The following is a 23,747-nucleotide window of genomic DNA, read 5'->3' on the forward strand; positions in this document are numbered from 1 at the left end:
GGAGCGTCATATGCCCACCACCATGCTCGATCATGTCGTTGCCCAGATCCTGAACCTGCAGGTGCGACTGTTGGCGAGTCGCGAGCGTCTGGCTGCCGATACCGACAGCGAGGCGCTGCATGATCTGCGCACCAGCCTACGGCGCTTGCGTAGCCTGTTGCGGCCGTTGCGCGGGTTGCCTGGGGTGGAGCAACTGGAAGATGCCGCCAGGGCGTTGGGTAGCCTGACCACGCCATTGCGAGACCGTGAGGTGCTGGGTGCAGAGCTGGTTCGCCGTGGCATCGTCCAGGCGGGGAAGCGGCGTCTGGAAGGGCGGGGCAATACCTTCGCCAGCGTGGCGAACAGCGCGCAACTAGGCCGGGTGCTGGCCATTCTCGATGCGTTTCCCTTGTTCCTGCGTGCGGCTGATCGCGAGGGGCTGACCAAGTCGCTCGACAGGCGCATCGACAAGCGTCTGGACAAGCAATGGCGCAAATTGCGCAAGGCGCTGGCCGACCCTGCCCATGACCGGCATCGCTTGCGTTTGCTGATCAAGCGAGCCCGTTATGGTGATGAAGCCTATCCGCAACTGGGGCATACGGGGAAGAAACTGCGGCGTCTGCTCAAGCGTGCGCAGGGTGACCTGGGCGACTGGCATGATCGGCTGCAATGGCTGATACAGGCTCGCGAGCAGGCGGACCTAGCCTCCTGCGGTGCGGACTGGGAGCAGGAGTTGCATGAGGCCGAGCGTCAGTCCGATGTCACCTTGGATGCCCTGCAGGCGGCGCTTGAGCACAGATAGCCCTGCAAATGACCGAAATGCGGGCTGATGGCTCGTGGCAGGGCCTTTAGTATGGCCTCATATGCCTGCCCGAGGAGCCTTGCCCCGTGAACTTCGATCAATTGCTCAATGCTGTAGGAGCGCAATCCGACCCCATCAGCATCCCACCTGAGTGGGCCCAGGGCCGCGCTGTGTTCGGTGGCCTCATGGCGGCCATGGTCTACAAGGCCATGAGCTTGAAACTGCCTGACGATCGGCCGGTGCGTTCGCTGGCCATCAGCTTCGTTGCCCCGGCTGCCCCCGATGTACCGATACGCTTCGAGGCCGAGGTGCTGCGCGAGGGCAAGGCGGTTAGCACGCTGCTGGGCCGAGCCGTGCAAGGTGGTCAGGTCGTCACCCTGATCCAAGGCAATTTTGGTGCGGGGCGGCCTTCGGTGGTCGACGTGCCAGCACAGCCTGCGATCCCCATGAAGGCGCTCGAAGCGTCTGCCCCGGAGCTTCCCTATATCAAAGGAGTCACCCCGGAGTTCATGCGCCATGTGGCCCTGCGCTGGGCGATCGGTGGTCTACCGTTCAGCGGCAATGCATCACGGCAGATGGGGGGCTGGGTGCGACTGCGCGATGTTGCACAGGCGCAGGTCAACGTAGCTCACCTGCTCGCCCTGGTCGATGCCTGGCCGCCCAGCCTGATGCCCTTCCTGAAACAGCCGGCGGCGGGCAGTACCCTGACCTGGACCATCGAGTTCATCCAGCCGACGCCGAAACTGTCGACCTTGGACTGGTGCCGCTATTGCGTCGAAACCGAACATGCCCGCGATGGCTACGGACACGCGGCGGCAGCCCTGTGGACGGCCGACGGTGAGTTGCTGGCGCTGAGCCGGCAAACGGTCACGGTATTCGCCTAGCGGGTGCGAAGCAGGACGCCCACAGGAGGGAGGAGCTTCAACGCCGATGTTTGTGTCGCTCTCGCCAGGCACGCCACCAGGCGCCGCTGAGCACGAACCGCGGAAAGGTGATGAACTGCTCGGTCAGCAGGCGTTTTACGGCATCCTTGCGGTTGGCGAAGGGTTCCGGTTGCTCGGCTTCCAGGCGATGGCCTTGGCGCTGCATGCCAAGGCCTGCGATCAGGGCGATGACACCGACTGCGATCTGGCCCAAGTCCAGCGCGACGATACCCGATAGCACCAGTAGCGCGCCCAGGATGAACAGCGGCACCGCGATCAGGTGGAGCACCAGGTTGGTGGGGTGGCGGTGGTTGTGATGGTAGCCGCGCCATTGCCAGGCGGGCAGATTGGGCAGACGTTTGCTCATGGGCATTTCCTCTCGGTCATGCCCAAAGCTTAGTGCCGCCGAGGATCGGCAGCCAATCGACGCTGGCTATGGTGACTATAGCTTGAGTTGGCCAATAGCCTTGTTCAGTTCCCCGGCCAAGGTCGCCAGTTCGCTGCTGGTGGTGGCCGAGCCGACGGTCTGCTGCACGGTTTCTTCGGTCACGTCGCGAATGCTCACCACCGCGCGATTCATCTCTTCGGCGACTTGGCTTTGCTGCTCCGCGGCCACGGCGATCTGGGTATTGCTCTCGCGCATCTGCGCCACGGCGTCAGTGATCTCTGCCAGGGCGATGCCGGCTTCCTGCGCTTGCTTGACGCAGTCGTCAGCCTTGTACGAGCTCTCTTGCATGAACTCGACGGCATCGCGGGTGCCGGACTGCAGCGCCGCGACCATGGTGGTGATTTCGTCGGTGGAGGTTTGTACGCGCTTGGCCAGGTTGCGCACCTCGTCGGCGACCACGGCGAAACCGCGGCCCAGGTCGCCGGCGCGGGCGGCCTCGATAGCGGCGTTGAGTGCCAGCAGGTTGGTCTGTTCGGCAATGCTGTGAATGACGCTGACCACACCGTTGATCTTCTGGCTGTCATCAGCGAGCTGGCGGATCATTTCGGCGGTTTGTTGCACGCCGCTGGACAGCCCGGAGATCGAATCCTGAACCCGGTTGACGACATCCTTGCCGCTCCCGGCCAAGGTATCAGCGGTCTGCGAAAGGTCGCGGGTGGCGCCGGCGTGCTGGGCGATGTGATGCACGGTGGCCGACATCTCGTTGATGGCCGTGGCGGCCTGGTCGGTTTCGCTCTGTTGGCCAAGCATGCCGTGGCGCACCTCGTTCATGCTCGCTGCCAGGCGCGCAGCGCCGGAGTCCAGTTGCGCGGCGGTACGTGCCACGGTGCTGACCACGCGGTGATAGGTCGACTGCATGGCATTGAAGGCACCGGCCATCTGGCCGACTTCATCGCCACAGGCCAAGGGGACCCGCGCCGACAAGTCGCCGCTTTTCTCCACGTGCAGCATGACGTCCTTGAGGGTGTTGAGTTGGCTCAGCAGGAAGCGAATCAACAGTTGCGACGCGCAGAGCATCGCCAGCATCAGGATCAGCACGCACACTGCATAGTTGGTGAAACGGTCAAGGAACACCTGGCGCAGGCTCGGCGAAGCGGCCAGCACCGCAACCTGCTGGTTGCCATGGCGCAGTACTTGGGCGCCACGTAGCGGGTTGTCGCCGAGGATCCAGGCGGCGGGTAACTCGACCCAGCCCTGGGCATCGCGCAGGCCTTCCACGGGTTCGCCGGCATAGGTTGGAGTTTGCCCGGACTGCCAGGTGATGACATTGGCCTGCACGGGCAGGGCTTGCCCGGTTGGCCAGGCAGCCAGTAGCGCTGCCTGGGCGGATGCCTGGCCCTGCGCGGCTTCCGCCCGGGCGCGTTGCTCCAGGTGCACGGCGTACAGCACCAGTAGCAGGGTCGTGACGAAGGCCACCGCGTTGACGGCCCAGAACTTGTACTTCAGGGAAACATTGCTAATCCAGGCACCCATGGGCAGGTCTTCTCTGAGTTGAGCGGGAACATTGTTGGCAAGGTGCCATCATTGTGCCCGGGCAAGCCAGCGCCTGTGTTGATATGCGTCAACGGAGCCCGAAGAAGGCCCGTGCCGTTGCCGTGGTGTGGGCGGCGGTGTGCTCCAGCGATTCGCCACGATGCAAGGCCACCTCGCGCAATACTTCGGGCAGGAACGCTGGCTCGTTGCGTCCATTCTTCGGTTTTGGCCGTAGGCTGCGCGGCAGCAGATAGGGCGCATCGCTCTCCAGCATCAGCCGGCCTTCGGGGATGTTCCCAACCAGAGGGTGCAGGTGGGTTCCCCGGCGTTCATCGCAGATCCAGCCGGTCATTCCGATATGCAGGTCGAGGTCCAGGTAGCTGAACAGCGCCGCGCGCTCGCCTGTGAAGCAGTGCACCACAGCGGCAGGCAGGTGGTCGCGGAAGTCCTTGAGCACCGCCAGCAGGCGTTCGCTGGCGTCGCGCTCGTGCAGGAACACCGGCAGGCGCAATTCGGCGGCGAGCGCCAGCTGGGCTTCCAGGGCTTTTTCCTGCAGCGGGCGAGGGGAGAAGTCGCGGTTGAAATCCAGCCCGCATTCGCCGACTGCACGCACCCTTGGTTCGTTCAGCAGTTGGCGCAACTGGCGTTCGCTGTCGGCATCCCAGGATGTGGCGTCATGGGGGTGCACACCGGCGGTGGCGAACAGGTGGCGGGCGTCTGCATCGAGCTGCTGACACAGGGCCAGGGCCTGTTCGCTGATTTCCAGGCTGGTGCCCGTCAGGACCATCTGCGCCACACCGGCCTCGATGGCGCGTTCGACAATGGCCGCCTGTTGATCATGAAAGCTGCTGTTGGTCAGGTTGACGCCGATATCGATCAGTTGCATGGTGCTACCTCGTGCCGCGGGGCGGCCAGCATAGCAAAAAGCGCGATATTCGGAAAAAAGCCAAGAACTTCAGGCTGTTGCCGTGGTCTTCTGCCGCCGTTTATTACGAGCTGCCTGTGCCACATGGATGCCGCCTCCCGACCTCGGACACGTTCTAGCATGCTGCGATACCTGCTCATCTTGCTGCTGACGCTTGGGCTGCTCACGACCGGCCAGGCCCAGCCGCGTCTGCCTGGCCCTCAGCAGAGCGTGCCGCCTGCCAATGTCCGTGATCTGGAACACGTCCGCGCCAGTAAAGTGTTGCGGGTCTTGGTCAACCAGAGTCGCAACAGCTCGGGCGAGGTCAAGGGCGAGCCGGTTGGCCTGGAGTATTATCGCCTGCGTGCGCTCGAGCATTACCTCAACGCCCGCGCGGGTGACGGCCAGCAGGTTCAGCTCAAGCTGATCCCCAGGGCCAAGGAGCAATTGCTGGGTGCACTGCAGCGTGGCGAAGGAGACCTGGCCGCGCCGGGCGAGTTGCTCGACCCCTCCATGGTGCGCGGCGTCGACACCAGCGCTCCGGTGCTGGACCTGGTGCCGCTGGTGCTGGTGGGGCGCAAGGGCGAACGCAGCTTCAGCCGGGTCGAGCAACTGTCGGGTCGCACCGTGGCATTGACCAGTGCCAGCGCCGCCGGCCCGGTGATCGAACAGCTCAACCAGCAGTTGGCGTTGCGCAAGCGGCCGCCGATCAAGGTGGAGTGGGTCGATGCGACCCTGGCGATCGAAGACGTGCTGGAGATGGTCCAGGCCGGCATCTACCACCTGACCCTGGTCGAGCGGCCCATTGCGCAGCGCTGGGCCAAGGTGATGCCGCGGCTTCGTCTCGACACCCGGGTGCAAGTGGGCAGGCCGCAGGCCATACGGTGGTATGTCCGGCGCGATGCACCGCAGCTGTTGGCCACCGTCGACCGTTTCCTGCAGGTCTACCGTGCACCGGACAACCAGGATGCGGCATTCGAACGCATCTATCGACGCCAGTACCGTGTGCACGACCCGTTGGCCAAGAAGGACCGCCAGCGGTTGGCCTCGCTGCGCCCGGTGTTGCAGAAGCACGGCCAGGCCCAGCAGATCGACTGGTTGAACCTGGCCGCGCTGGCGTTCAAGGAGTCCACTCTGAACCCAAGTGCCCGTGGCAGTGGAGGGGCCCACGGGCTGATGCAGATCACACCCTCGGCGGCGCAGCGGGTGGGGGTGAGCAATACCGCGACCGTCGATGGCAACGTCCAGGCCAGTGCCCGCTACCTGGCGATGATTCGCCGCAAGTTTTTCGCCAGTGCGCAGATCAACGAGCGTGAACGCATGGCCTTCGTACTGGCAGCCTACAACCTCGGGCCAGAGCGCGTCCAAGCCATGCGTGCCGAGGCTCGGCGCCGAGGCCTCAACGGTAACCAATGGTTCTTCCAAACCGAGCGCATCGCCATGGAGCAGGTGGGGATGGGGCCGGTCAACTTCGTCAACAGCGTCAATAAATACTTCCTGGCGTTCAATCGCGAGCGTGCGGTGTTGGAGCGAGTGGCCAAGCGTTAAAGTATCGAATATATCGATAGTGATTAGCGTTATTTTGCGATTTTACTATCCGTTAATTTGATTAAGATGGCGCCCATCCCAACACACACCGCTTACTCAAGGAAGTCTCGAAATGAACACCACCACTCTCAACGCCCTGTTCTCCACCCGTGCCGGCGCAGGTCTTAGCGTCATTCGCATTCTGGTCGGCATCATCTTCATGGCCCACGGCGCGCAGAAACTGTTCGGCCTGTTTGGCGGCTACGGCCTGGAAGGCACTGGCCAATGGATGGAAAGCATCGGTCTGGCACCTGGCTACCTGATGGCCCTGCTCTCGGGGAGCGCAGAGTTCTTCGGCGGCCTGGCATTGGTGATCGGCTTGTTGGCCCGTCCTGCTGCACTGGCACTGACCGTGACCCTGATCGTGGCGATCTTCTCGGTGCACATCGGCAACGGCTTGTTCATGTCCAACAACGGCTACGAGTTCGCCCTGGCGCTGCTGGCCGGTACCGTGGCGGTGCTCATCGAGGGCGCGGGTCGCTTCTCGCTGGACCGTTTGATCGCCCGCTGAAATCGGTCTGCGGCAAGCTGCGATGAAGGTCTACTTGCAGCTTGCCGCTTCTCGCTCTAGGATACCGCCTGCGCCGATTTAAACAGCTACTTGCGGGGCGCGGGATAAGCCCCCTCCGGGTCATCCGAAATACCGCTAAAGCGCTGGTTCGGTGACGCCTCCCACCGCTGCCCAGCGGGATTCGCGAGGCGGAGAGATGCTCCATGAGTTGTCCACGTACCAGTGTCTGCTTGACCCCACTGCCTGCCAACCAGGCGTCCCGTACCCCGCGCATCCTGCTCGGCGGCCAGCATCAGCCCACGCTTTTGCGTCATCTCGAAGGCTTGTCGCGCCGTAAAGGCCAGGCCCGTGCGTTTCTCATCCAGTTCGCCGAATCCTGCTTCGACCTCGAACAGTACGGCAACGACCGCTTCGACCTTGCCGTGATCCAGGCACCCACAGCCCAGGATGCCGGCCAGGTCATCGGCCACCTCACCCGCATTGCGCGCCAGGGCCTGATCACCCGCCGCTGACAGCGGTTCAGGCACTGATGGATTGTTGTATGCTTGGCCCCGGACTGTTCGTTGATCAGACGTTGTCGGGGGTCAGAGTTGCCAACAAACATCATCACCCGCCATGGGTTCGAGTCCTTGAAAGGTGAACTCGACCATTTGTGGCGAGTGTATCGGCCGGAAATTACCCAGAAAGTGGCATGGGCAGCGTCGCTGGGTGACAGGAGCGAGAATGCCGATTACCAGTACAACAAGAAGCTGCTTCGGGAAATCGACCGCCGCGTACGCTACCTGCGCAAGCGCCTTGAAGATGTAAAGGTGGTGGATTACTCGCCAGAGCAGGAAGGGCGGGTATTCTTCGGGGCCTGGGTCGAAGTGGAGGACGTCGAGGGCGACACCAAGGCATTCCGTATCGTCGGCTACGATGAAATCTATGATCGCAAGGATTACATCTCCATCGACTCGCCGATGGCCAGGGCACTGCTGAAGAAGTCCGAGGGCGACGAGGTGGTCGTCGCGACGCCGGCTGGCGAAGCTGTCTGGTACATCACCAAGATTACCTATTCCACCCCCTGACGTGGGTCCGCTATGGCCAGCAGCGGACCTTGCCGTGGGCATCCGGGGTTTCAACTTTCTCTGAGGACGGCCAGCGGGCTGGCGTTCAATGCCCGTCGCGTGCCCAACACGCCCGCGCCACCCACCAGCAGCGCGCCGGCCAGCGGTAGCACCAGCAGCCAGGGGTGCGGGCTCCATTGCAAGTCGAAGGCATAGCGATACAGCACCAGCGTGATCAGCTCGCACCCCAACGCCGCGAGCGTGCCACTGACAGCGCCCAGCAAGCCGAACTCGATGCGCCGGGCCTTGACCAGCAGCGGTCGCGGCGCACCCAGTGCACGGAGCAATGCACCCTGGCGGATGCGCTCGTCCAGGGTCGCCTGCAGCCCGGCGAACAGCACTGCCAGGCCCGCCGCCAGCACGAACGACAGGACGTATTCGACTGCCAGGGTGACTTGGGCAAGGATACTGCGTAGCTGCTCAAGCAAGGCATCGACCTGGAGAATGGTCACCGCCGGAAATGCCCGTGACAGTGCCACTACTTCAAGGTCGTGGCCAGGCCCCAGGTAGAAGCTGGTCAGGTAGGTGGTCGGTAGCCCTTGCAACGTGCCAGGCTGAAAGATCATGTAGAAGTTCGGCTGGAAGCTGTCCCAGTGCACGCTGCGCAGGCTAGTGACCCGGGCCTGGCGCTGCTGGCCGCCGATGTCGAAGGTCAACAGGTCGCCCATGAGCAGCTTGAGGCTGCTGGCCAGTTCGGCTTCGACGGAAACACCAGGAATCTGGTCGACGGGCGGCGGAACCTGCCACCAGTTGCCGGCGGTCAGCGTATTGCCCTCGGGCAGTTCGGCGGCCCAGGTCAGGCTAAGGTCGCGTTGTACCGCGCGCTCGCCCGCCGAGTCCTTGCTGACGACCTGCTGCACGGGTTGGTCGTTGATCCGGATCAGCCGCCCTGGCGTGACCGGGTAGAGCGGCGCTGTGCTGGCGTTGACCTGACGCAGACGTTCGGCGAACGGTTCGCGATCGTCCGGCAGGATATTCAGGGCGAAATGGTTGGGCGCGTCCTTGGGCAATTGCGCTTGCCAGGTGTCGAGCAGTTCGGCGCGCAACAGTGCGACCAAAGCCATGGCCAGCAGAATCAGGCCGAACGCCAGGGCCTGGCCGGCGGCGGCCATGGGGTGGCGCAGCAGTTGGCCCAGCCCCAGGCGCCAGGTCAGGGGGGCACCGGCCAGCAGCCGCCTGAGGCTGCGCAAGCCCAGCAAGAGCAAACCGCCGAGCACCAGTGCGGCAAGCAGGCCACCGCCCAGCAGGGCGAACGTCAGCAGCAGGTCGAGGCTCAGGCGCCACATGATCAGACCCAGTGCGAGCAAGGCCGCCCCGTAGACCAGCCAGCTGCTCGGTGGCACGGGCAGCAGGTCACGACGCAACACCCGCAAAGGTGGCACTTGGCCGAGAGCGGCGATCGGGGGCAGGGCGAAGCCGGCCAGGGCCACCAAGCCGGTGCCGATTCCCGCTAGCGCTGGCGTCAATCCACCGGGTGGTACAACGCTCGGTAACAGACCTTCGAGCAGGCGGAACAGGCCTAGCTGCGCCAGCCAGCCGAGCAGGGCGCCAGCCAGGGCTGCGGCAAGGCCGAGCAGGGCCAGTTGCACGCAATACAGTCCCAGGGCCTGCCGGCGGGAAAGCCCCAGGCAGCGCAGCAGCGCGCTGGCGTCCAGGCGTCGTGCCGCGTAACGGCTGGCCGACAAGGCCACCGCCACGCCAGCCAGCAGCACCGCCACCAGGCTGGCCATGTTCAGGTAACGTTCGGCCTTGCCCAGGGCGCCGCCGATCTGCTGGTTGCCGTCGCGGGTATCGCGCAGTCGCTGGTTAGCCGCCAGCCCGCCTTCGAGGGTCTGGCGATACTGCGCCAGGGCCGGGCCTTCGCCGCGCCACAGGTCGCGGTAGGTCACCCGGCTGCCGGGTTGGATGACCCCGGTGGCGGGCAGGTCCGCGAGGTTCATCATCACCCGGGGTGTCAGGCTGTAGAAGTTGTTGGCGCGGTCCGGCTCGTAGGTGAGTACGCGGCTCATGCGCAAGGGTTTCATACCCACGTCGATACTGTCCCCAATCGACAGCCCAAGTGCCGCCAGCAGACGCGGCTCGACCCAGGCTTCACCGGGGGCAGGGCCGCCACCAGGCGCTTCTTGCGCATAAGGCGCAGCGGCACTGCGCACCTGCCCTCGAAGCGGATAGGCGCTATCGGTGGCCTTGATGCTGGACAACTGAATGCCGGCGTCACCGCCCACCACACTGGTGAACTCGACCACCTGCGCATGGCTCAGTCCCAGAGATCGCCCGGCGTCTATCTGGTCCTGGCGGGCGGGCGAGCTACCCTGCAACACCAGGTCTGCGCCCAGGAACTCGCTGGCGCGCAACAGCATGGCGCCGTTGAGGCGGGCACCGAAGTAGCCAATGGCCGTGCTGGCGGCCACGGCGACCAGCAGGGCGAAGAACAGCACGCGCACTTCACTGGCGCGGGCGTCGCGCAGCAGTTGGCGCACGGCCAAGCCGCACAGGCGGGAAAAGGGCATGTGGGTCATCAGACCTCCGCAGCGGCCACCAGGCGGCCAGCGTCCAGGCGGATCTGGCGGCGGCAGCGCTGGGCCAGGCGCTCGTCATGGGTGACCAGCACCAGGGTGGTGCCGCGTTCCTTGTTAAGCTCGAACAGAAGATCGCTGATGCGCTCGCCGGTATGGCTGTCCAGATTGCCGGTCGGCTCATCGGCGAACAGTACCGCCGGATGCGCGGCAAATGCCCGGGCGATGGCTACCCGTTGCTGCTCGCCACCGGACAGTTGGCGAGGCGTGTGGCTCAGGCGCTTGCCCAGGCCGACGCGTTCGAGCAAGGTGCGGGCTTGTTCGCGGGCATCGCGACGACCGTCGAGCTCCAGCGGCAGCATAACGTTTTCCAGGGCGTTGAGGCTGTCGAGCAACTGGAACGACTGGAACACGAAGCCGACATGCTCGGCACGCACCCGTGCGCGCTGGTCCTCGTCCAGTGGCCCCAGGTCCTGGCCTGCGAGGATGACCTTGCCGGCGCTGGGGCGGTCCAGCCCGGCGAGCAGGCCGAGCAGGGTCGACTTGCCCGAGCCCGATGCACCGACGATGGCCAGGCTGTCGCCCTGGGCGAGATCAAGGGAGAGGGCATGGAGGATGGTCAGGTCACCTTCCGCGCTTGGGACCACTTTGCTAAGGTTCTGCGCAACGAGAATGCTGGGGCCCATGGAGAATCCAATGCGAGTGTGGTGGTTGAGTGCCGGTCTGGCGCTGTTTTGCCTGGCCCAGAGCGCGGCAGCGGGAACACTGCTGGTTGTTGGCGATAGTATCAGCGCCGGTTTTGGGCTGGATAGCCGCCAAGGTTGGGTTTCCCTGTTGCAGCAACGCCTGAAACGCGAGGGTTTCAACGATCAGGTGGTCAACGCGTCGATCAGTGGCGATACCAGTGCCGGAGGCCAGGCGCGGCTGCCGGCGCTGCTTGCAGCGCATAAGCCGACCCTGGTGGTACTGGAGTTGGGCGGTAACGACGGGCTGCGTGGTCAGCCTCCGCAGCAATTGCAACAAAATCTTGCCTCGATGATCGACCAGTCCCATGACGCGGGCGCCAAGGTCGTCCTGCTGGGCATGCGGTTACCGCCCAACTACGGGGTGCGCTATACCACGGCCTTCACTCAGGTATACGAGCAATTGGCAGCGCAAAAGAAGGTGTCGCTGGTGCCGTTTTTCCTCGAAGGTGTGGGGGGTGTACCGGAGATGATGCAGGCGGATGGCATCCACCCGGCCCAGGGCGCCCAGACACGCTTGCTGGAAAATGCCTGGCCGGCGATAAAACCCTTGCTGTGACGCTTTTAACGGGGCCGGCTTTCGGCTAATGTTGCGCCCCCCGTTTCGAGAGCCCCCAATGCCGCGTCCTGCCTGGTCCTTGTATGCCTACCAACTGATCGAGCCCGACGAACAGCTCGACCTGTTCGCGTGCCAGGAAATCCGCGTTCATCTGGTGGCCCGTCAGCTCGAGCTGGGGGTGCCCGTGGATCGCACGCTGTGTGGCGGTTTGCTGCCGGCGCAACCACGCTGGTCGGGTGTGCAGCGCTCGATCTATCGCGACAACCGTCTGTGCACGTTGTGCCGGGCAATTCTCGAGGCCCAGCGGCGGGGGATGCGCCCCGTGTGGCCGGAACTCTGAGCACCTTTCATCATCTGAAACGCATGCAGCTCGCCAATGCCTCCCGTTCCCAACAGGGCGGGTGTACAATCGACTGTCTTGACCCATCTTTCGAAGGATTTACCGGATGTTGCCGCGCTTTCCCGCCGTCACCCGTAGCCTGTCCCTGGCCGCCCTGCTGGTAGCTGGGCCCGCCGTCGCGCTGGAGCTGCCCTTGCCGCCACCCGGTGAAGACGTCGTCGGTCAAGTGCAGGTCATCAAGGCCAAGTACGAGGACACCTTTGCCGACATCGGCACGGCCAACGACCTCGGCTACCTTGAAATGATCGCCGCCAACCCGGGTGTCGACCCGTGGCTGCCGGGCGCCGGTACCGAAATCATCCTGCCGACCCGTTATGTGCTGCCGCCAGGCCCGCGTGAAGGGATCGTCATCAACCTTGCCGAATACCGCATGTACTACTTCCCGAAAGGGCAAAACGTCGTGCACACCTTCCCACTGGGTATCGGCCGGGAAGGTTGGGGGTCGCCGATCGCCAACACCAAGATCACCGCCAAGACGCCCAACCCGACCTGGACACCACCTGCTTCGATCCGTGCCGAGCACGCTGCCGATGGCGACATCCTGCCTGCGGTGGTGCCAGCAGGACCCGACAATCCGCTGGGCCCGTTCAAGTTCACCCTGGGCGTGCCGGGTTACCTGATCCACGGTTCGAACAAAAAGTTCGGTATTGGCATGCGTACCAGCCATGGTTGCTTCCGCATGCTCAACAACAACGTGTTGGAGTTGTCGAAGATGGTGCCGGTGGGTACGCCGGTTCGTATCATCAACGAGCCTTACAAGTTCGGTATCAGTGGTGGCAAGGTCTATCTGGAGGCTCACACGCCGTTGGACGATCATGGCAACCCATCGGTGGTCGACAAGCACACCGCGGTCATCAACGCGTTGCTCAAGCGTGAAGACCTGGCCAACAACCTGCGCATGAACTGGGACATGGTGCGTGACGTAGTCGCCGCGGAAGATGGCATGCCGGTTGAAATTGCAGTGCCGGTCAACAACCAGGGTGCGGCACCGATGGTGTCGAGCATCCCGGCTGAACTGCAGTAAAGCCGTTTCGCGATGCCTTTAGGGCCTGCCTTAGTGCAGGCCTTTTCGTTTCTGCCGCAGACAGGCAGGTAAAGACGACAGGCAATAAAAAAGCCGACCCACAAGTGGGTCGGCTTCTCAACAATCCGTGAGGATTATTACTTGCGGCTGGCTTTGTCCAGCATACGCAGAGCGCGCTCGTTGGCTTCGTCAGCGGTCTGCTGAGCCTTCTGAGCGGCTGCCAGTGCGTCGTCAGCCTTACGGTAGGCTTCGTCAGCACGAGCTTGAGCGCGAGCTGCTGCGTCTTCAGTCGCAGTCAGACGAGCTTCGGTTTCTTTGGATACGCTGCTGCAACCGGTAGCCAGAACTGCGGCCAGAGCCAGAGCAGAGAATTTCAGAACGTTGTTCATCGTGTTCCCCTTCAAGGACTTTCTATTAAATAGCCATCTCTCGGAAAAGAGAAACTGGCCGGCGTACATAGTACCCATTACTTGTAGTAAGTAAACTGACTAAGCGCAAGAACTGCAAAAAAAATGTTGGCGAAGGGGTAGCCGACAAGATTTGTAGGGGATTTGTGAAAAAACCGTACAGGTGACGCAAGCGTTTGTAGCGTGGGAACTTTTTTGTTGAACTAACGGTGACTTTAACTGTCGGTTGACGTCTTAAGCCCAAGAGCATCCGGCTGCTGTTCCGGAGTCCAGGGTGGGTGGTTCGCCGTGGAGTTCCGAGCTTTTTAATCGCTCCCACCTTGAGCAATCCTGCCTGCGGCGCCTACTATTTGTGAGTGCCCAGCCGACCGAACGATTGCAATCGCCTCGAGGTCCAAGGGGCAAATGGTGGCGTAGAGGTTCCTCCGCCGGATAAACCATCATCGGTTAAGGTAAGGGCCTGCCATAAAGGCCTGTGAGGAGTAGTGATGAGTGAAGCGCTGACTATCCACCATGACCAGGCCGGTCATCAGTTCGAGACCAATGTGGACGGTCACCGTGCCTATCTGACGTACATGGACCTGGGCAAGCAGACGCTGGACATTTATCGCACCTTCGTGCCGAACGCCCTGCGCGGCCGCGGTATTGCCGCAGCGCTGACCGAGAAGGCCCTGGAGTACGCCGATCAGATGGGTTACACGGTGATCCCATCGTGCTCTTACGTCGAGCGCTACATGGAACGCCAGCAGCGCCATTCGAGCAAAGTCTGATACCGGCGCTGGACGCCAGATACGAAAACGCCGGGCGATGCCCGGCGTTTTCATTGGGCGTGGCTTAACCGCGTTTGCGCTGCGGCAGCACATCCTTGAGTTTGGCGCGCATGCTGCGCAGGGTCTTCTCGGTGGCACTCCAGTCGATGCAGGCATCGGTGATCGAGACGCCGTACTGCAATTCGCTCAGGTCTTTCGGGATCGACTGGCAGCCCCAGTTCAGGTGGCTCTCGACCATCAGGCCGATGATCGACTGGTTGCCTTCGAGGATCTGGTTGGCGACGTTTTCCATCACCAGAGGCTGCAGGGCCGGGTCCTTGTTGGAGTTGGCATGGCTGCAGTCGACCATGATGTTGGCCTTGATCTTGGCCTTGGCCAGGTCCTGTTCGCACAAGGCGACGCTGACCGAATCATAGTTCGGCTTGCCGTTGCCGCCGCGCAGTACCACGTGGCCGTAAGGGTTGCCCTTGGTGGTGACGATGGATACGCCACCTTCCTGGTTGATGCCGAGGAAGCGGTGAGGCTTGGAGACCGACTGCAAGGCGTTGATGGCCACGGTCAGGCCGCCATCGGTGCCATTCTTGAAGCCCACTGCCGAAGAGAGGCCCGAGGCCATTTCGCGGTGGGTCTGGGACTCAGTGGTGCGGGCGCCGATGGCCGACCAGCTGATCAGATCCTGCAGGTACTGCGGGGAAATCGGGTCGAGCGCCTCGGTGGCGGTCGGCAGGCCCATTTCGGCCAGGTCCAGCAGCAACTGACGACCAATGTGCAGGCCATCCTGGATCTTGAACGAGTCATCCAGGTACGGGTCGTTGATCAGGCCTTTCCAGCCGACGGTGGTGCGTGGCTTCTCGAAGTACACGCGCATGACCAGGTACAGCGTGTCGGAAACCTCTTCGGCCAGGACCTTCAGGCGCTCGGCATATTCATGAGCCGCCTTGATGTCATGGATCGAGCAGGGGCCTACCACGACGAACAGGCGGTGGTCCTTGCCGTCGAGGATATTGCGCACCACTTCGCGGCCGGCAGTAACGGTCTGCAGGGCCTTGGCGCTGAGGGGGATTTCCTTCTTGAGCTGATCAGGGGTGATCAAGGTCTCGTTGGAGGCAACGTTTAAGTCATCGATCGGTAAATCAGCCATCGTGTTACTCGTCAGGTCACGGGTGCCGGCCGCCAGCAATCCCCGTGCGGCCCAGCAGCAAGAAAATTCGCAGCGGGGAGCCGAACCTTAGCGCGTTAAGGGGGGCGCGACAATGGGCTGAGTCCCGTCGTTGCGGGGTTTTTCCCCAAAGCCCTGGGCGCCTGATGGTGAATCAGGTGCTTCGCATCGACAAACCGGTGTAAAAATGCTCACCGTCCTTTACCTGGAGTCCCCCTATGCATTCTCGCAAACCGCGTATCGGCATCATCGGCAGTGGCGCCATCGGTGGCTTTTATGGGCTGATGCTGCTGCGCGCCGGCTTCGATGTGCACTTCTTGCTGCGCAGTGAATACGACGTGGTGCGTCAGCAGGGGTTGAGGCTCGACAGTGCGGTACACGGTGAGGTGCGGATGGAGGTTCAGGCCTATGCTGACGTCGCGCACATGCCGCAGTGCGATTGGCTGCTGGTGGGAGCCAAGGCAACCAGCAATCTCGAGCTGGCACCGCTGATCATGCAGGCAGCTGCGCCGGGCGCCCGCGTGGTGTTGCTGCAGAATGGCCTTGGGGTTGAAACGCAGCTGCGCCCGGCTCTGCGCGACGACCTGCACCTGCTGGGTGGCTTGTGTTTCATCTGCGTCAACCGACAGGCACCGGGGCTGATCCGACATCAAGCCCTGGGGGCGGTCCACCTGGGCTATCACAGCGGGCCGGCCACGGACGGCGGCGAGGCGATCGTCGAAGAGGGCGCCGGATTGTTCCGTACAGCGGGAATCGACTCCAAGGCCATGAGCAACCTTGACCAGGCGCGTTGGCAGAAGCTGGTGTGGAACGTGCCCTACAACGGCCTGTCGGTGCTGTTGCGGGCCAGCACTACGCCACTGATGGCCGACGCCGACAGCCGGGCATTGATTCAGGCGCTGATGGCGGAAGTCGTCCTGGGCGCAAAAGCGTGCGGGCATGCCTTGCCTGAAGGTTACGCTGAACAGCTGTTTCGCATGACCGAGCAGATGCCTGATTACTGGCCCAGCATGTATCACGACTTTGCCCAGCACCGCCCGCTGGAGCTGCAAGCCATCTACGCCGAACCGCTGGCCCAGGCGCATGCCGCCGGCTGCCGCCTGCCGAACATGGAAATGCTCTATAAGGCCCTGGCATTCATCGACCGCGACAGTCGCCGCACCTGAGCCTGCCCAGGCGTGCAGCCCCGGTGCGCCGGGCGGCGAAGCGAGGCTGCCCGGCGCTGCTAAGCTGTAGCTTGCTCTGCCTTAGCGGCAGTCGAGGAGGTCGAATGATTCGTTCCATGTTGTATGCCACCGACCTCGGTGTTTACGCGCCATTCGTCATGCAGCATGCCCTGGCCCTGGCGCGAACTTTCAACGCGGAGCTGTACGTGATCCATGCAGTGGAGCCGATGGGGCAGTTCGCCGAGTCGCTTCTGCAAAGCTACCTCGACGAGCAGACCCTGGATGAGCTGCACAGCGAGGGCGTCAATACGGTCATGGCCAACATCGAGCAGCGGGTGCTGGAGAATTTTCGCGAGGAACTGGGGGAGGCGGCGGACCTGGCGGTGATCAAAAACGTCAGGGTGCGCCAAGGTGATCCGGCCCAAGTGATACTCGACCAGGCGCAGCGCCTGGCGGTCGACCTGCTGATTTTCGGTAGCCACAGCCAGGGGGCAGGTGTCGATGTGCCCCTCGGGCGCACGGCGGTTCGCTTGCTGCAGTTGTCGCCGGTGCCGGTGTACATGGTGCCGCTGGCTCAGCATTTGGGGCGTAGGAAATCGTGACCGTGACGGTAGGAATCTTTCCTGAGGCGTGTAACAAAATAGTTCTAGATTTATTTCGAGAACCACTAATATAGTTATATCTCGTCGCTGCCTGCTGCCGGTGACTTACCGCTGATCCGAGGGAAACCTATGAAGCTTCAACAACTGCGCTACATCTGGGAAGTGGCGCACCATGACCTCAACGTCTCTGCGACGGCACAGAGTCTGTATACCTCCCAGCCCGGGATCAGCAAGCAGATCCGCCTGCTCGAGGATGAGCTGGGTGTCGAAGTCTTCGCCCGCAGCGGCAAGCACCTGACCCGCGTTACGCCCGCAGGTGAGCGCATCATCAACACTGCAGGCGAAATCCTGCGCAAGGTTGAGAGCATCAAGCAGATCGCCCAGGAATTCTCCAACGAGAAGAAGGGTACGCTGTCCATCGCTACCACTCACACTCAGGCACGCTATGCGCTGCCGCCTGTGATCAGCAGCTTCATCAAGCAGTATCCGGAAGTTTCCCTGCACATGCACCAGGGCTCGCCCATGCAGATTGCCGAGATGGCCGCCGACGGCACCGTCGACTTCGCCATCGCCACCGAAGCCCTGGAGCTGTTCGGCGACCTGATCATGATGCCGTGCTACAAGTGGAACCGTTGCGTGGTGGTGCCGCAGGGCCACCCGCTGGCCAAGTTACCGAAGCTGACCCTGGAAGCCGTTGCCGAGTATCCGATCGTCACCTACGTATTTGGTTTCACCGGCCGCTCCAAGCTGGACGAAGCGTTCAATCACCGTGGCTTGACGCCGAAGGTGGTGTTCACCGCCGCTGATGCCGACGTGATCAAGACCTATGTACGATTGGGGCTGGGCGTGGGTATCGTGGCCAAGATGGCTGTGGACAGCAAGCTCGACAGTGACCTGGTGGCTCTGGATGCCAGCGAGTTGTTCGAGGCCAGCATCACCAAGATTGGCTTCCGTCGTGGCACCTTCCTGCGTGGCTTCATGTGCGACTTTATCGAAAAGTTCGCCCCACACCTGACCCGCGAGGTAATGGCCAAGGCCATTCAATGCCATAACAAGCAGGAACTCGAAGAGCTGTTCGACGGCGTCGAGCTGCCCGTGCACTGATAGCGACAGGCAATGAAAAACCGGCTCAAGGGCCGGTTTTTCTTTGCCTGTGGTTCAGGCCTTGCTGATCAGGTTGCCAGCGTGCAGCCCGCATTCCTTCTGGGTCGACTCTTCCCACCACCAGCGACCTTCGCGTTCGTGCTGGTTCGGCAGCACTGGACGGGTGCAGGGTTCGCAACCGATGCTGATGAAGCCGCGCTCATGCAGGCTGTTGTAGGGCAGCTCCAGCATGCGGATGTAGCCCCAGACTTCCTCGCTGGTCATCTGTGCCAGCGGGTTGAACTTGTACAAGGTGCGCTCGGGGGTGGAGAACGCCGTGTCGATTTCCACTACCGCCACCTGGCTGCGGGTGCCGGGGCTCTGGTCGCGACGCTGGCCGGTGGCCCAGGCGCTCACTGTGGTCAGCTTGCGTCGCAGCGGTTCGATCTTGCGGATGCCGCAGCACTCGCCATGGCCGTCCTTGTAGAAGCTGAACAGACCTTTTTCCTTGACGAACGGATCCAGTTTGGCGCGGTCTGGGCTGAGAATCTCGATCGGCAGGTTGTACTGTTCACGTACCTGGTCGATGAAGCGATAGGTTTCCGGGTGCAAGCGGCCGGTGTCGAGGCTGAACACCTTGACCTGCTTGTTCAGCTTCCAGGCCATGTCGACCAGGACCACGTCCTCGGCGCCGCTGAAGGAGATCCACAAGTCGTCGCCAAAGTGTTCGAAGGCAAGCTTAAGGATGTCCTGGGGGGACTTGTTGGCATAGGTCGCGGCCAGGGCGGCGACGTCGAAGGGTTGGCTCATCAGGCGGTTTCCATCTTGGCTGTGGCGCTGTGCGCTCGTAGTGATGTGATGGTAACAAAAAACGGCGGGGCAGACGTCCTGCGTGACAGCCGTCCTGGTCACGTCGCTGATGGGCGAAAGCGCACGCACAATTACATCCCTTGCAGGGTCTGCATCAGTACCCGCACCTTGGCGATCGACTCTTCGTACTCCGACTGCCAGTTCGAATCCGCCACGACGGCGCCGCCGCCCCAGCAACAGGCTTGGCCGTCCTTGATCAGCAAGCTGCGAATGGCGATGGAGCTGTCCATTTCGCCGCGCACGTCCACATACAGCAGTGAGCCGCAATACAGGGCGCGGCGGGTGGGTTCGAGTTCGTCGATGATCTGCATGGCGCGGATCTTCGGTGCGCCGGTGATTGAGCCGCCGGGGAAGCTGTCGCCAATCAGGTCCAGGGCATCTTTGTCGTCGGCCAGGCGACCGGTGATGCTGCTGACCAGATGGTGGACGTTGGGGTAGCTCTCCAGGCTGAACAGCTCGGGCACGTTTACCGAGCCGATCTGGCAGGTGCGGCCCAGGTCATTGCGCAGCAGGTCGACGATCATGAGGTTTTCCGAGCGGTCCTTGGGGCTGTGACGCAGCTCTTCGGCGTTGCGCAAATCTTCGGCCGGGTCGGCAGAGCGCGGGCGGGTGCCCTTGATTGGCCGCGTTTCGACCAGTCCTTGGCTGACCCGGATGAAGCGCTCCGGAGAGAAGCTGAGCAATGCGCTGCCGTCGGCCAGTTGCTGGAAACCGGAGAAAGGCGTTGGACAGGCTTTGCGCAAGGCTTGATAGGCGCGCCATGGATCACCCTGGCAGGGTGCACGGAACCGTTGGGTCAGGTTGATCTGATAGCAATCGCCAGCCTGAATGTACTGCTGGACCTGGTCGAAGGCAGCTTTGTATTGCACTGGGGTCAGATCGCCGGCCATTGGGGCGAGCAGCTTGAATTCGGGGTGCTCGATGCCGGCAGGGGCTTGGAACAGGTCCATCAGCCGGTCCCGCTCGCCAGGCGCTAGGCTCGGGTGCAGGACCAGTTGGCTGGTGCCAAGCTGGTGGTCGGTGACCAGTGCCCAGGCGTACAGGCCCAATTGGGCATCGGGTAGGCCCAGGTCGTCGCGGGCCTTGGCGGGCAGGTGCTCCAGGCGACGGCCAAAGTCGTAGCTCAGGTAACCGATCAGGCCGCCGGCGAACGGCAGTTCGACACCCTCGGGCAACTCGGCCCGGCCCAGTCGTGCCAGTCCGGCACGCAGGCGCTGCAGGAAGGCGCGTCCCGTCTCGTCAGGGTGTGCTTGCAGGTGCTGCATGGGCCAGGCACTGATCAGGTCGAAGCGACCGCGTTCGGCACCGGGGCGGGCGCTATCGAGCAGGATGGCACCGGGCGCCTGTCGCAGACGTGCGAAATAGGCTGCGGGGTCGGGCTGATAGGGTAGGGGATGTAGCGTACAGGTCGGCATCAGGATGGACGGCGATGACAAAGCGAGGAGGGCGATTGTAGACCTGAGTGGGGTATGCGCCTAGCGTTGGTGCGGCATTTGTGTGGCGTGTCGCGGCCGCATCGCCGGCAAGCCGGTTCCGACAGGCACCGCGACGATCGCGGAGCGCTGTGGGAGCCTGCTTGCCGGCGATTGGCTGGTGCCGTCAACGCTGATGAACGTGCCCGAACAGCCCTTGGGCAACGCGCACGCGCTGCTCGGCATCTTCGGTTTCGCCATTCTTGGCCAGCGCTTCCAGGTGCGCCTCGATGGCGTGGGTGCGCTGGGTCAGGCCGCAGTCGTTGGCGATCTGGATGTTCAGGCCAGGGCGGGCGTTGAGTTCGAGAATCAACGGCCCCTTGTCCTGGTCCAGCACCATGTCTACGCCGATGTAGCCCAGGCCGCACAGTTCATAGCAACTGGCAGCCAGCTTCATGAAACCGTCCCAGTTCGGCAACTGCACGCCGTCTACCGCGTTGGTGGTATCGGGGTGCTTGCTGATGATCCGGTTCAGCCAGGTGCCGCGCAGGGTCATGCCGGTGGCCAGGTCCACGCCTACACCGATGGCGCCCTGGTGCAGGTTGGCCTTGCCGCCGGACTGGCGGGTCGGCAAGCGCAGCATGGCCATCACCGGGTAGCCCATCAACACGATGATGCGAATGTCCGGCACGCCTTCGTAGCTGATGCTTTTGAAGATCTGGTCCGGGGTCACCCGGTACTCGATCAGCGCGCGGTCGCGGTGGCCACCTAGCGAGTACAGGCCGGTCAGGATGCTGGAAATCTGGTGTTCGATTTCCTCATGGCTGATGATCTTGCCCGAGACCGTGCGGTAGTTGTCCTCGAAACGGTCGGCAATCACCAGGATGCCGTCACCGCCGGCGCCTTGCGCCGGCTTGATGACGAAATCGTTGCGCTCGCCGATGATCTGGTCGAGCTTCTCGATTTCTTTTTCGGTTTCGATGATGCCGTACATTTCCGGCACATGGATGCCGGCGGCCAAGGCACGTTCCTTGGTGATGATCTTGTCGTCGACGATCGGGTACAGGTGGCGCTTGTTGTACTTCAACACGTAGTCCGCGTTGCGCCGGTTGATACCCATGATGCCCCGGGCCTCCAGGGCTTTCCAGGTCTTGATCAGGCCGAACATCAGGCGTCAGCCTTCTTCAGGAAAGCCTTGAAGCGCACGAGCTCGGTCAGGCGGTAGCCGCGGTAGCGACCCATCGCCAGCATGAAGCCCACCAGGATCAGCAGTACCGCCGGGAAGGTGAAGACGAAGTACACCAACTCAGGCACGGTCATCAGCAGGTGCGCGAGCGAGGCCGCGAACAGAGTGCCGATGGCGACTTTCATGGCATGGCCGCCGCCACGCTCTTCCCAGGTGATCGACAGGCGCTCGATGGTCATGGTCAGGATCACCATCGGGAACAGGGCGACCGACAGGCCGCGTTCCAGGCCCAGCTTGTGGCTGAACAGGCTGATGGCGGCAATCAGCACCACCACGAAGGTCAGTACCACCGACAGGCGCGGCAGCATCTGCAGCTTGAGGTGTTCGAGGTACGAGCGCAGCGACAGGCCCAGGGCGGTAATCACCGTGAACAGGATGATACCGAAGCCCAGCTGGGTCTCCCGGAAGGCCAGGGCGATCAGCACTGGGGTGAAGGTGCCCAGGGTCTGGATGCCGATCAGGTTGCGCAGCACCAGGATCACCAGCACGCCGATCGGAATCATCACCATGATCATGAAGGTCTGCTGGGTCTGCAGCGGCAGGCCGTAGAGCGAGTATTCGAGGAAGTCGGCGTCGGTGTTCTCGTCGGTCAGCTTGGCCAGGCGGATGGCGTTCATCTCGCTGTTGTTCATGCTGAAGGTGACGTTGGCTTTCTTGCCGCCATCGACGGTGATCAGGTTGTCATCGCCGGTCCACCACAGCAGACGGTCGCTGGGCAGGCCCTGCTCACCGGTGTCCGGATTGAAGTACAGCCAGTCGGTGCCGTTGAAGCTGCGCAGCCACAACTCAGGAGTTTGCGGGGTATCGGCGACCAGGCGGATGGTGTGGACCTTTTCGATCGGCACGTGGGCGATCGACAGCAGCAGGTCGATGACCTGGGCTTTCTTCATCGCCGAGGTGTCGCCGGCAAGCAGCAACTTGACGTTGTCGTCGTTGAGGTTGTTGACCCGTTTGATGGTCTCGCTGACGAAGGTCTCGACGTCGGCCGAGTGCTGGCGGATCGGCGCCATCAGGGCTTCGGCGGCGATCTTCTCGGGGCCCTCGACGGCCAGGCTGTCACGGAAGGTAGGGCCTTTTACCGTGGTCTTCTCTTTGCTATAGCGCTTGGTCAGCACCAGGCGGTAGTAGAGCGTCTGGTTGCCACTGGCGCGGCGGGCCGACCAGGTGACCTTGCGGTTGCCATCGGCCCGGTTGACGCTCACCCCATAGTTGTTGGAAATGAAGCTTTCATTGAGGCTGACGTAGTCGCGGTTCAGCGGCGGCACGAACATCTGGACCTTGACCGGGTCCTTGGCGCTGGCCACGAACTCGACCTTGGCGTCGATGTTCCAGAGGTCATCGGTTTCGTCCTCGGTCACCGGTATGCCGAGGAAGAAGATCTGATAAGCCGTGACCGCCACGCCCAGCAGCACCAGCACGGTGATCAGGACTTTCAAATGGAGGGTAAGAGAGCGCATCGGGATTACTCTGCTTTAGGAGCTTCGGTGGCACAGGCAGGTTTGCCGGCCGCGTATTTAAGGCTTGGGTCGACCAGTGCGTCGAAGTGCTTGAGCGCCTCGGAGCCGATCAGCAGCGGGAACTGGAAGGCGCTGCGGTCGGTGAGGTTGACTTCGATGGTGCGAAGGGTCTGGCCCATGCAGATTTCGAGTTCGATGACCGGGCGGGCCGTGTAGGCCTTGCCGGAGTCTGCATCATAGTCGCCGGCACGGCGCTTGATCTTGCTGACGCGGGCCAGGGGGCGCTCGATCGGGTGCGAGTGGGCGGCATCGATGGCCAGGTAGAAACGCACCCAGCTTTCGCCATTTCGCTTGAAGCGCTTGATGTCGCGCGCGCTCAAGGATGCGGTCTTGGCGCCGGTGTCGAGCTTGGCGGCCACTTCCAGGTCGAGGTCGCCCAGGCGGGCGTATTCGTTCAGACCATACACGGTCTTGCCTGCCGCCTGGCCAAGGGCCGGCAACAGGGTGAGGCATGACAGCAATAAAACGGGTGTAAGTCTCATAATCCTGGCGCGGTGCTGTGCAGGGTTCGGTGTAAGGCGACTGGCAACTACGGCGCAA

At 62.8% G+C, this 23,747-nt stretch carries 25 protein-coding genes; 13 read left to right on the forward strand and 12 right to left on the reverse strand.

Annotation, left to right across the window (positions count from 1 at the left end):
* The first annotated feature begins 10 nt into the window (after positions 1 to 10).
* Together VXM67_RS10460 and VXM67_RS10465 are read left to right on the forward strand one after the other, a co-directional pair.
* On the forward strand, positions 11 to 781 hold the full coding sequence (locus VXM67_RS10460) for a CHAD domain-containing protein (RefSeq protein WP_023379640.1): 771 nt from the start codon (positions 11 to 13) through the stop codon (positions 779 to 781).
* An 86-nt stretch (positions 782 to 867) separates the two neighbouring features.
* On the forward strand, positions 868 to 1,665 hold the full coding sequence (locus VXM67_RS10465) for a thioesterase family protein (RefSeq protein ID WP_023379642.1): 798 nt from the start codon (positions 868 to 870) through the stop codon (positions 1,663 to 1,665).
* A gap of 37 nt (positions 1,666 to 1,702) precedes the next feature.
* On the opposite strand, the gene VXM67_RS10470 is transcribed toward VXM67_RS10465, so the two are convergent.
* The 3 genes from VXM67_RS10470 to VXM67_RS10480 form a co-directional block, all read right to left on the reverse strand.
* Entirely contained in the window at positions 1,703 to 2,071 is a 369-nt protein-coding gene (locus VXM67_RS10470; RefSeq protein ID WP_023379643.1) for an Mpo1-like protein, read from the reverse strand.
* 75 nt (positions 2,072 to 2,146) lie between these two features.
* The gene (locus VXM67_RS10475; protein ID WP_367237662.1) at positions 2,147 to 3,625 is read right to left on the reverse strand and encodes a methyl-accepting chemotaxis protein; all 1,479 of its coding nucleotides are present in this window, start codon (positions 3,623 to 3,625) and stop codon (positions 2,147 to 2,149) included.
* A gap of 88 nt (positions 3,626 to 3,713) precedes the next feature.
* Positions 3,714 to 4,511: a TatD family hydrolase gene (locus tag VXM67_RS10480; RefSeq protein WP_023379645.1), complete on the reverse strand. Its 798-nt coding sequence runs from the start codon at positions 4,509 to 4,511 to the stop codon at positions 3,714 to 3,716.
* Positions 4,512 to 4,670: 159 nt separating this feature from the next.
* On the opposite strand from VXM67_RS10480, the gene VXM67_RS10485 reads away from it, so the two are divergent.
* The 4 genes from VXM67_RS10485 to greB all read left to right on the forward strand — a co-directional run bounded on the left by VXM67_RS10485 (position 4,671) and on the right by greB (position 7,694).
* On the forward strand, positions 4,671 to 6,077 hold the full coding sequence (locus VXM67_RS10485; protein WP_023379646.1) for a transglycosylase SLT domain-containing protein: 1,407 nt from the start codon (positions 4,671 to 4,673) through the stop codon (positions 6,075 to 6,077).
* A gap of 112 nt (positions 6,078 to 6,189) precedes the next feature.
* Positions 6,190 to 6,627: a DoxX family protein gene (locus VXM67_RS10490; RefSeq protein ID WP_023379647.1), complete on the forward strand. Its 438-nt coding sequence runs from the start codon at positions 6,190 to 6,192 to the stop codon at positions 6,625 to 6,627.
* Positions 6,628 to 6,830: 203 nt separating this feature from the next.
* Positions 6,831 to 7,139: a hypothetical protein gene (locus VXM67_RS10495; protein ID WP_023379649.1), complete on the forward strand. Its 309-nt coding sequence runs from the start codon at positions 6,831 to 6,833 to the stop codon at positions 7,137 to 7,139.
* Between the two features lie 78 nt (positions 7,140 to 7,217).
* Positions 7,218 to 7,694, forward strand: a complete 477-nt coding sequence (greB, locus tag VXM67_RS10500; RefSeq protein WP_023379651.1) for a transcription elongation factor GreB — start codon at positions 7,218 to 7,220, stop codon at positions 7,692 to 7,694.
* A 50-nt stretch (positions 7,695 to 7,744) separates the two neighbouring features.
* On the opposite strand, the gene VXM67_RS10505 is transcribed toward greB, so the two are convergent.
* Together VXM67_RS10505 and VXM67_RS10510 are read right to left on the reverse strand one after the other, a co-directional pair.
* Positions 7,745 to 10,252: an FtsX-like permease family protein gene (locus VXM67_RS10505; RefSeq protein ID WP_104881975.1), complete on the reverse strand. Its 2,508-nt coding sequence runs from the start codon at positions 10,250 to 10,252 to the stop codon at positions 7,745 to 7,747.
* Complete coding sequence (locus VXM67_RS10510) at positions 10,252 to 10,935, reverse strand: ABC transporter ATP-binding protein (protein ID WP_023379655.1); 684 nt, start codon at positions 10,933 to 10,935, stop codon at positions 10,252 to 10,254. The genes VXM67_RS10505 and VXM67_RS10510 overlap by 1 nt, the downstream gene beginning before the upstream one ends.
* A 10-nt stretch (positions 10,936 to 10,945) precedes the next feature.
* On the opposite strand from VXM67_RS10510, the gene VXM67_RS10515 reads away from it, so the two are divergent.
* From VXM67_RS10515 to VXM67_RS10525, 3 genes are all read left to right on the forward strand, one after another.
* A complete protein-coding gene (locus VXM67_RS10515; protein WP_023379656.1) occupies positions 10,946 to 11,551 on the forward strand; it encodes an arylesterase in 606 nt (201 codons plus the stop codon).
* Between the two features lie 58 nt (positions 11,552 to 11,609).
* Positions 11,610 to 11,891, forward strand: coding sequence for a hypothetical protein (locus tag VXM67_RS10520; RefSeq protein WP_023379658.1), 282 nt, complete (start codon positions 11,610 to 11,612; stop codon positions 11,889 to 11,891).
* Between the two features lie 106 nt (positions 11,892 to 11,997).
* Positions 11,998 to 12,975, forward strand: a complete 978-nt coding sequence (locus VXM67_RS10525; RefSeq protein WP_277686991.1) for a L,D-transpeptidase family protein — start codon at positions 11,998 to 12,000, stop codon at positions 12,973 to 12,975.
* 137 nt (positions 12,976 to 13,112) lie between these two features.
* Here the strand turns inward: VXM67_RS10525 and oprI are convergent, their stop codons facing one another.
* Positions 13,113 to 13,364, reverse strand: coding sequence for an outer membrane lipoprotei OprI (oprI, locus tag VXM67_RS10530; protein WP_003259780.1), 252 nt, complete (start codon positions 13,362 to 13,364; stop codon positions 13,113 to 13,115).
* A gap of 506 nt (positions 13,365 to 13,870) precedes the next feature.
* Between oprI and VXM67_RS10535 the strand changes: the two genes are divergently transcribed.
* Positions 13,871 to 14,152, forward strand: coding sequence for a GNAT family N-acetyltransferase (locus VXM67_RS10535; RefSeq protein ID WP_023379662.1), 282 nt, complete (start codon positions 13,871 to 13,873; stop codon positions 14,150 to 14,152).
* Between the two features lie 64 nt (positions 14,153 to 14,216).
* On the opposite strand, the gene VXM67_RS10540 is transcribed toward VXM67_RS10535, so the two are convergent.
* Positions 14,217 to 15,293, reverse strand: coding sequence for a 3-deoxy-7-phosphoheptulonate synthase (locus tag VXM67_RS10540; RefSeq protein ID WP_023379664.1), 1,077 nt, complete (start codon positions 15,291 to 15,293; stop codon positions 14,217 to 14,219).
* A 236-nt stretch (positions 15,294 to 15,529) separates the two neighbouring features.
* On the opposite strand from VXM67_RS10540, the gene VXM67_RS10545 reads away from it, so the two are divergent.
* The 3 genes from VXM67_RS10545 to cysB all read left to right on the forward strand — a co-directional run bounded on the left by VXM67_RS10545 (position 15,530) and on the right by cysB (position 18,183).
* On the forward strand, positions 15,530 to 16,477 hold the full coding sequence (locus tag VXM67_RS10545) for a putative 2-dehydropantoate 2-reductase (protein ID WP_023379666.1): 948 nt from the start codon (positions 15,530 to 15,532) through the stop codon (positions 16,475 to 16,477).
* A 104-nt stretch (positions 16,478 to 16,581) separates the two neighbouring features.
* Positions 16,582 to 17,079: a universal stress protein gene (locus VXM67_RS10550; protein ID WP_023379668.1), complete on the forward strand. Its 498-nt coding sequence runs from the start codon at positions 16,582 to 16,584 to the stop codon at positions 17,077 to 17,079.
* A 129-nt stretch (positions 17,080 to 17,208) separates the two neighbouring features.
* The gene (gene cysB / locus VXM67_RS10555; RefSeq protein ID WP_023379669.1) at positions 17,209 to 18,183 is read left to right on the forward strand and encodes an HTH-type transcriptional regulator CysB; all 975 of its coding nucleotides are present in this window, start codon (positions 17,209 to 17,211) and stop codon (positions 18,181 to 18,183) included.
* Positions 18,184 to 18,237: 54 nt separating this feature from the next.
* Here cysB and VXM67_RS10560 read toward each other — a convergent pair whose 3' ends face one another.
* The 5 genes from VXM67_RS10560 to VXM67_RS10580 form a co-directional block, all read right to left on the reverse strand.
* Positions 18,238 to 18,972 carry a phosphoadenylyl-sulfate reductase gene (locus VXM67_RS10560; RefSeq protein ID WP_023379671.1) on the reverse strand — a complete coding sequence of 245 codons (735 nt, stop codon included), beginning with the start codon at positions 18,970 to 18,972 and terminating at the stop codon, positions 18,238 to 18,240.
* A 131-nt stretch (positions 18,973 to 19,103) separates the two neighbouring features.
* Entirely contained in the window at positions 19,104 to 20,447 is a 1,344-nt protein-coding gene (gene pabB / locus VXM67_RS10565; RefSeq protein WP_023379673.1) for an aminodeoxychorismate synthase component I, read from the reverse strand.
* 184 nt (positions 20,448 to 20,631) lie between these two features.
* Complete coding sequence (locus VXM67_RS10570) at positions 20,632 to 21,612, reverse strand: alpha-L-glutamate ligase-like protein (protein ID WP_023379675.1); 981 nt, start codon at positions 21,610 to 21,612, stop codon at positions 20,632 to 20,634.
* Complete coding sequence (locus tag VXM67_RS10575; RefSeq protein ID WP_023379676.1) at positions 21,612 to 23,147, reverse strand: inactive transglutaminase family protein; 1,536 nt, start codon at positions 23,145 to 23,147, stop codon at positions 21,612 to 21,614. The genes VXM67_RS10570 and VXM67_RS10575 overlap by 1 nt, the downstream gene beginning before the upstream one ends.
* 5 nt (positions 23,148 to 23,152) lie before the next feature.
* Complete coding sequence (locus tag VXM67_RS10580) at positions 23,153 to 23,689, reverse strand: ATP-dependent zinc protease (protein ID WP_027907724.1); 537 nt, start codon at positions 23,687 to 23,689, stop codon at positions 23,153 to 23,155.
* Positions 23,690 to 23,747: the final 58 nt, after the last annotated feature.

The sequence above is a fragment of the Pseudomonas sp. Rh2 genome (genome assembly GCF_040762985.1).
In the GTDB taxonomy this organism is placed as follows: domain Bacteria; phylum Pseudomonadota; class Gammaproteobacteria; order Pseudomonadales; family Pseudomonadaceae; genus Aquipseudomonas; species Aquipseudomonas taiwanensis.

Excerpts from the sequence above, each read along its gene's own strand:
- VXM67_RS10460 (WP_023379640.1), top strand. The coding sequence starts at position 11 with ATGCCCACCACCATGCTCGATCATGTCGTTGCCCAGATCCTGAACCTG.
- VXM67_RS10470 (WP_023379643.1), bottom strand. The coding sequence starts at position 2,071 with ATGAGCAAACGTCTGCCCAATCTGCCCGCCTGGCAATGGCGCGGCTAC.
- VXM67_RS10475 (WP_367237662.1), bottom strand. The coding sequence starts at position 3,625 with ATGGGTGCCTGGATTAGCAATGTTTCCCTGAAGTACAAGTTCTGGGCC.
- VXM67_RS10480 (WP_023379645.1), bottom strand. The coding sequence starts at position 4,511 with ATGCAACTGATCGATATCGGCGTCAACCTGACCAACAGCAGCTTTCAT.
- VXM67_RS10485 (WP_023379646.1), top strand. The coding sequence starts at position 4,671 with ATGCTGCGATACCTGCTCATCTTGCTGCTGACGCTTGGGCTGCTCACG.
- VXM67_RS10490 (WP_023379647.1), top strand. The coding sequence starts at position 6,190 with ATGAACACCACCACTCTCAACGCCCTGTTCTCCACCCGTGCCGGCGCA.
- VXM67_RS10495 (WP_023379649.1), top strand. The coding sequence starts at position 6,831 with ATGAGTTGTCCACGTACCAGTGTCTGCTTGACCCCACTGCCTGCCAAC.
- VXM67_RS10505 (WP_104881975.1), bottom strand. The coding sequence starts at position 10,252 with ATGACCCACATGCCCTTTTCCCGCCTGTGCGGCTTGGCCGTGCGCCAA.
- VXM67_RS10510 (WP_023379655.1), bottom strand. The coding sequence starts at position 10,935 with ATGGGCCCCAGCATTCTCGTTGCGCAGAACCTTAGCAAAGTGGTCCCA.
- VXM67_RS10515 (WP_023379656.1), top strand. The coding sequence starts at position 10,946 with ATGCGAGTGTGGTGGTTGAGTGCCGGTCTGGCGCTGTTTTGCCTGGCC.
- VXM67_RS10520 (WP_023379658.1), top strand. The coding sequence starts at position 11,610 with ATGCCGCGTCCTGCCTGGTCCTTGTATGCCTACCAACTGATCGAGCCC.
- VXM67_RS10525 (WP_277686991.1), top strand. The coding sequence starts at position 11,998 with ATGTTGCCGCGCTTTCCCGCCGTCACCCGTAGCCTGTCCCTGGCCGCC.
- oprI (WP_003259780.1), bottom strand. The coding sequence starts at position 13,364 with ATGAACAACGTTCTGAAATTCTCTGCTCTGGCTCTGGCCGCAGTTCTG.
- VXM67_RS10535 (WP_023379662.1), top strand. The coding sequence starts at position 13,871 with ATGAGTGAAGCGCTGACTATCCACCATGACCAGGCCGGTCATCAGTTC.
- VXM67_RS10540 (WP_023379664.1), bottom strand. The coding sequence starts at position 15,293 with ATGGCTGATTTACCGATCGATGACTTAAACGTTGCCTCCAACGAGACC.
- VXM67_RS10545 (WP_023379666.1), top strand. The coding sequence starts at position 15,530 with ATGCATTCTCGCAAACCGCGTATCGGCATCATCGGCAGTGGCGCCATC.
- VXM67_RS10550 (WP_023379668.1), top strand. The coding sequence starts at position 16,582 with ATGATTCGTTCCATGTTGTATGCCACCGACCTCGGTGTTTACGCGCCA.
- cysB (WP_023379669.1), top strand. The coding sequence starts at position 17,209 with ATGAAGCTTCAACAACTGCGCTACATCTGGGAAGTGGCGCACCATGAC.
- VXM67_RS10560 (WP_023379671.1), bottom strand. The coding sequence starts at position 18,972 with ATGAGCCAACCCTTCGACGTCGCCGCCCTGGCCGCGACCTATGCCAAC.
- pabB (WP_023379673.1), bottom strand. The coding sequence starts at position 20,447 with ATGCCGACCTGTACGCTACATCCCCTACCCTATCAGCCCGACCCCGCA.
- VXM67_RS10570 (WP_023379675.1), bottom strand. The coding sequence starts at position 21,612 with ATGTTCGGCCTGATCAAGACCTGGAAAGCCCTGGAGGCCCGGGGCATC.
- VXM67_RS10575 (WP_023379676.1), bottom strand. The coding sequence starts at position 23,147 with ATGCGCTCTCTTACCCTCCATTTGAAAGTCCTGATCACCGTGCTGGTG.
- VXM67_RS10580 (WP_027907724.1), bottom strand. The coding sequence starts at position 23,689 with ATGAGACTTACACCCGTTTTATTGCTGTCATGCCTCACCCTGTTGCCG.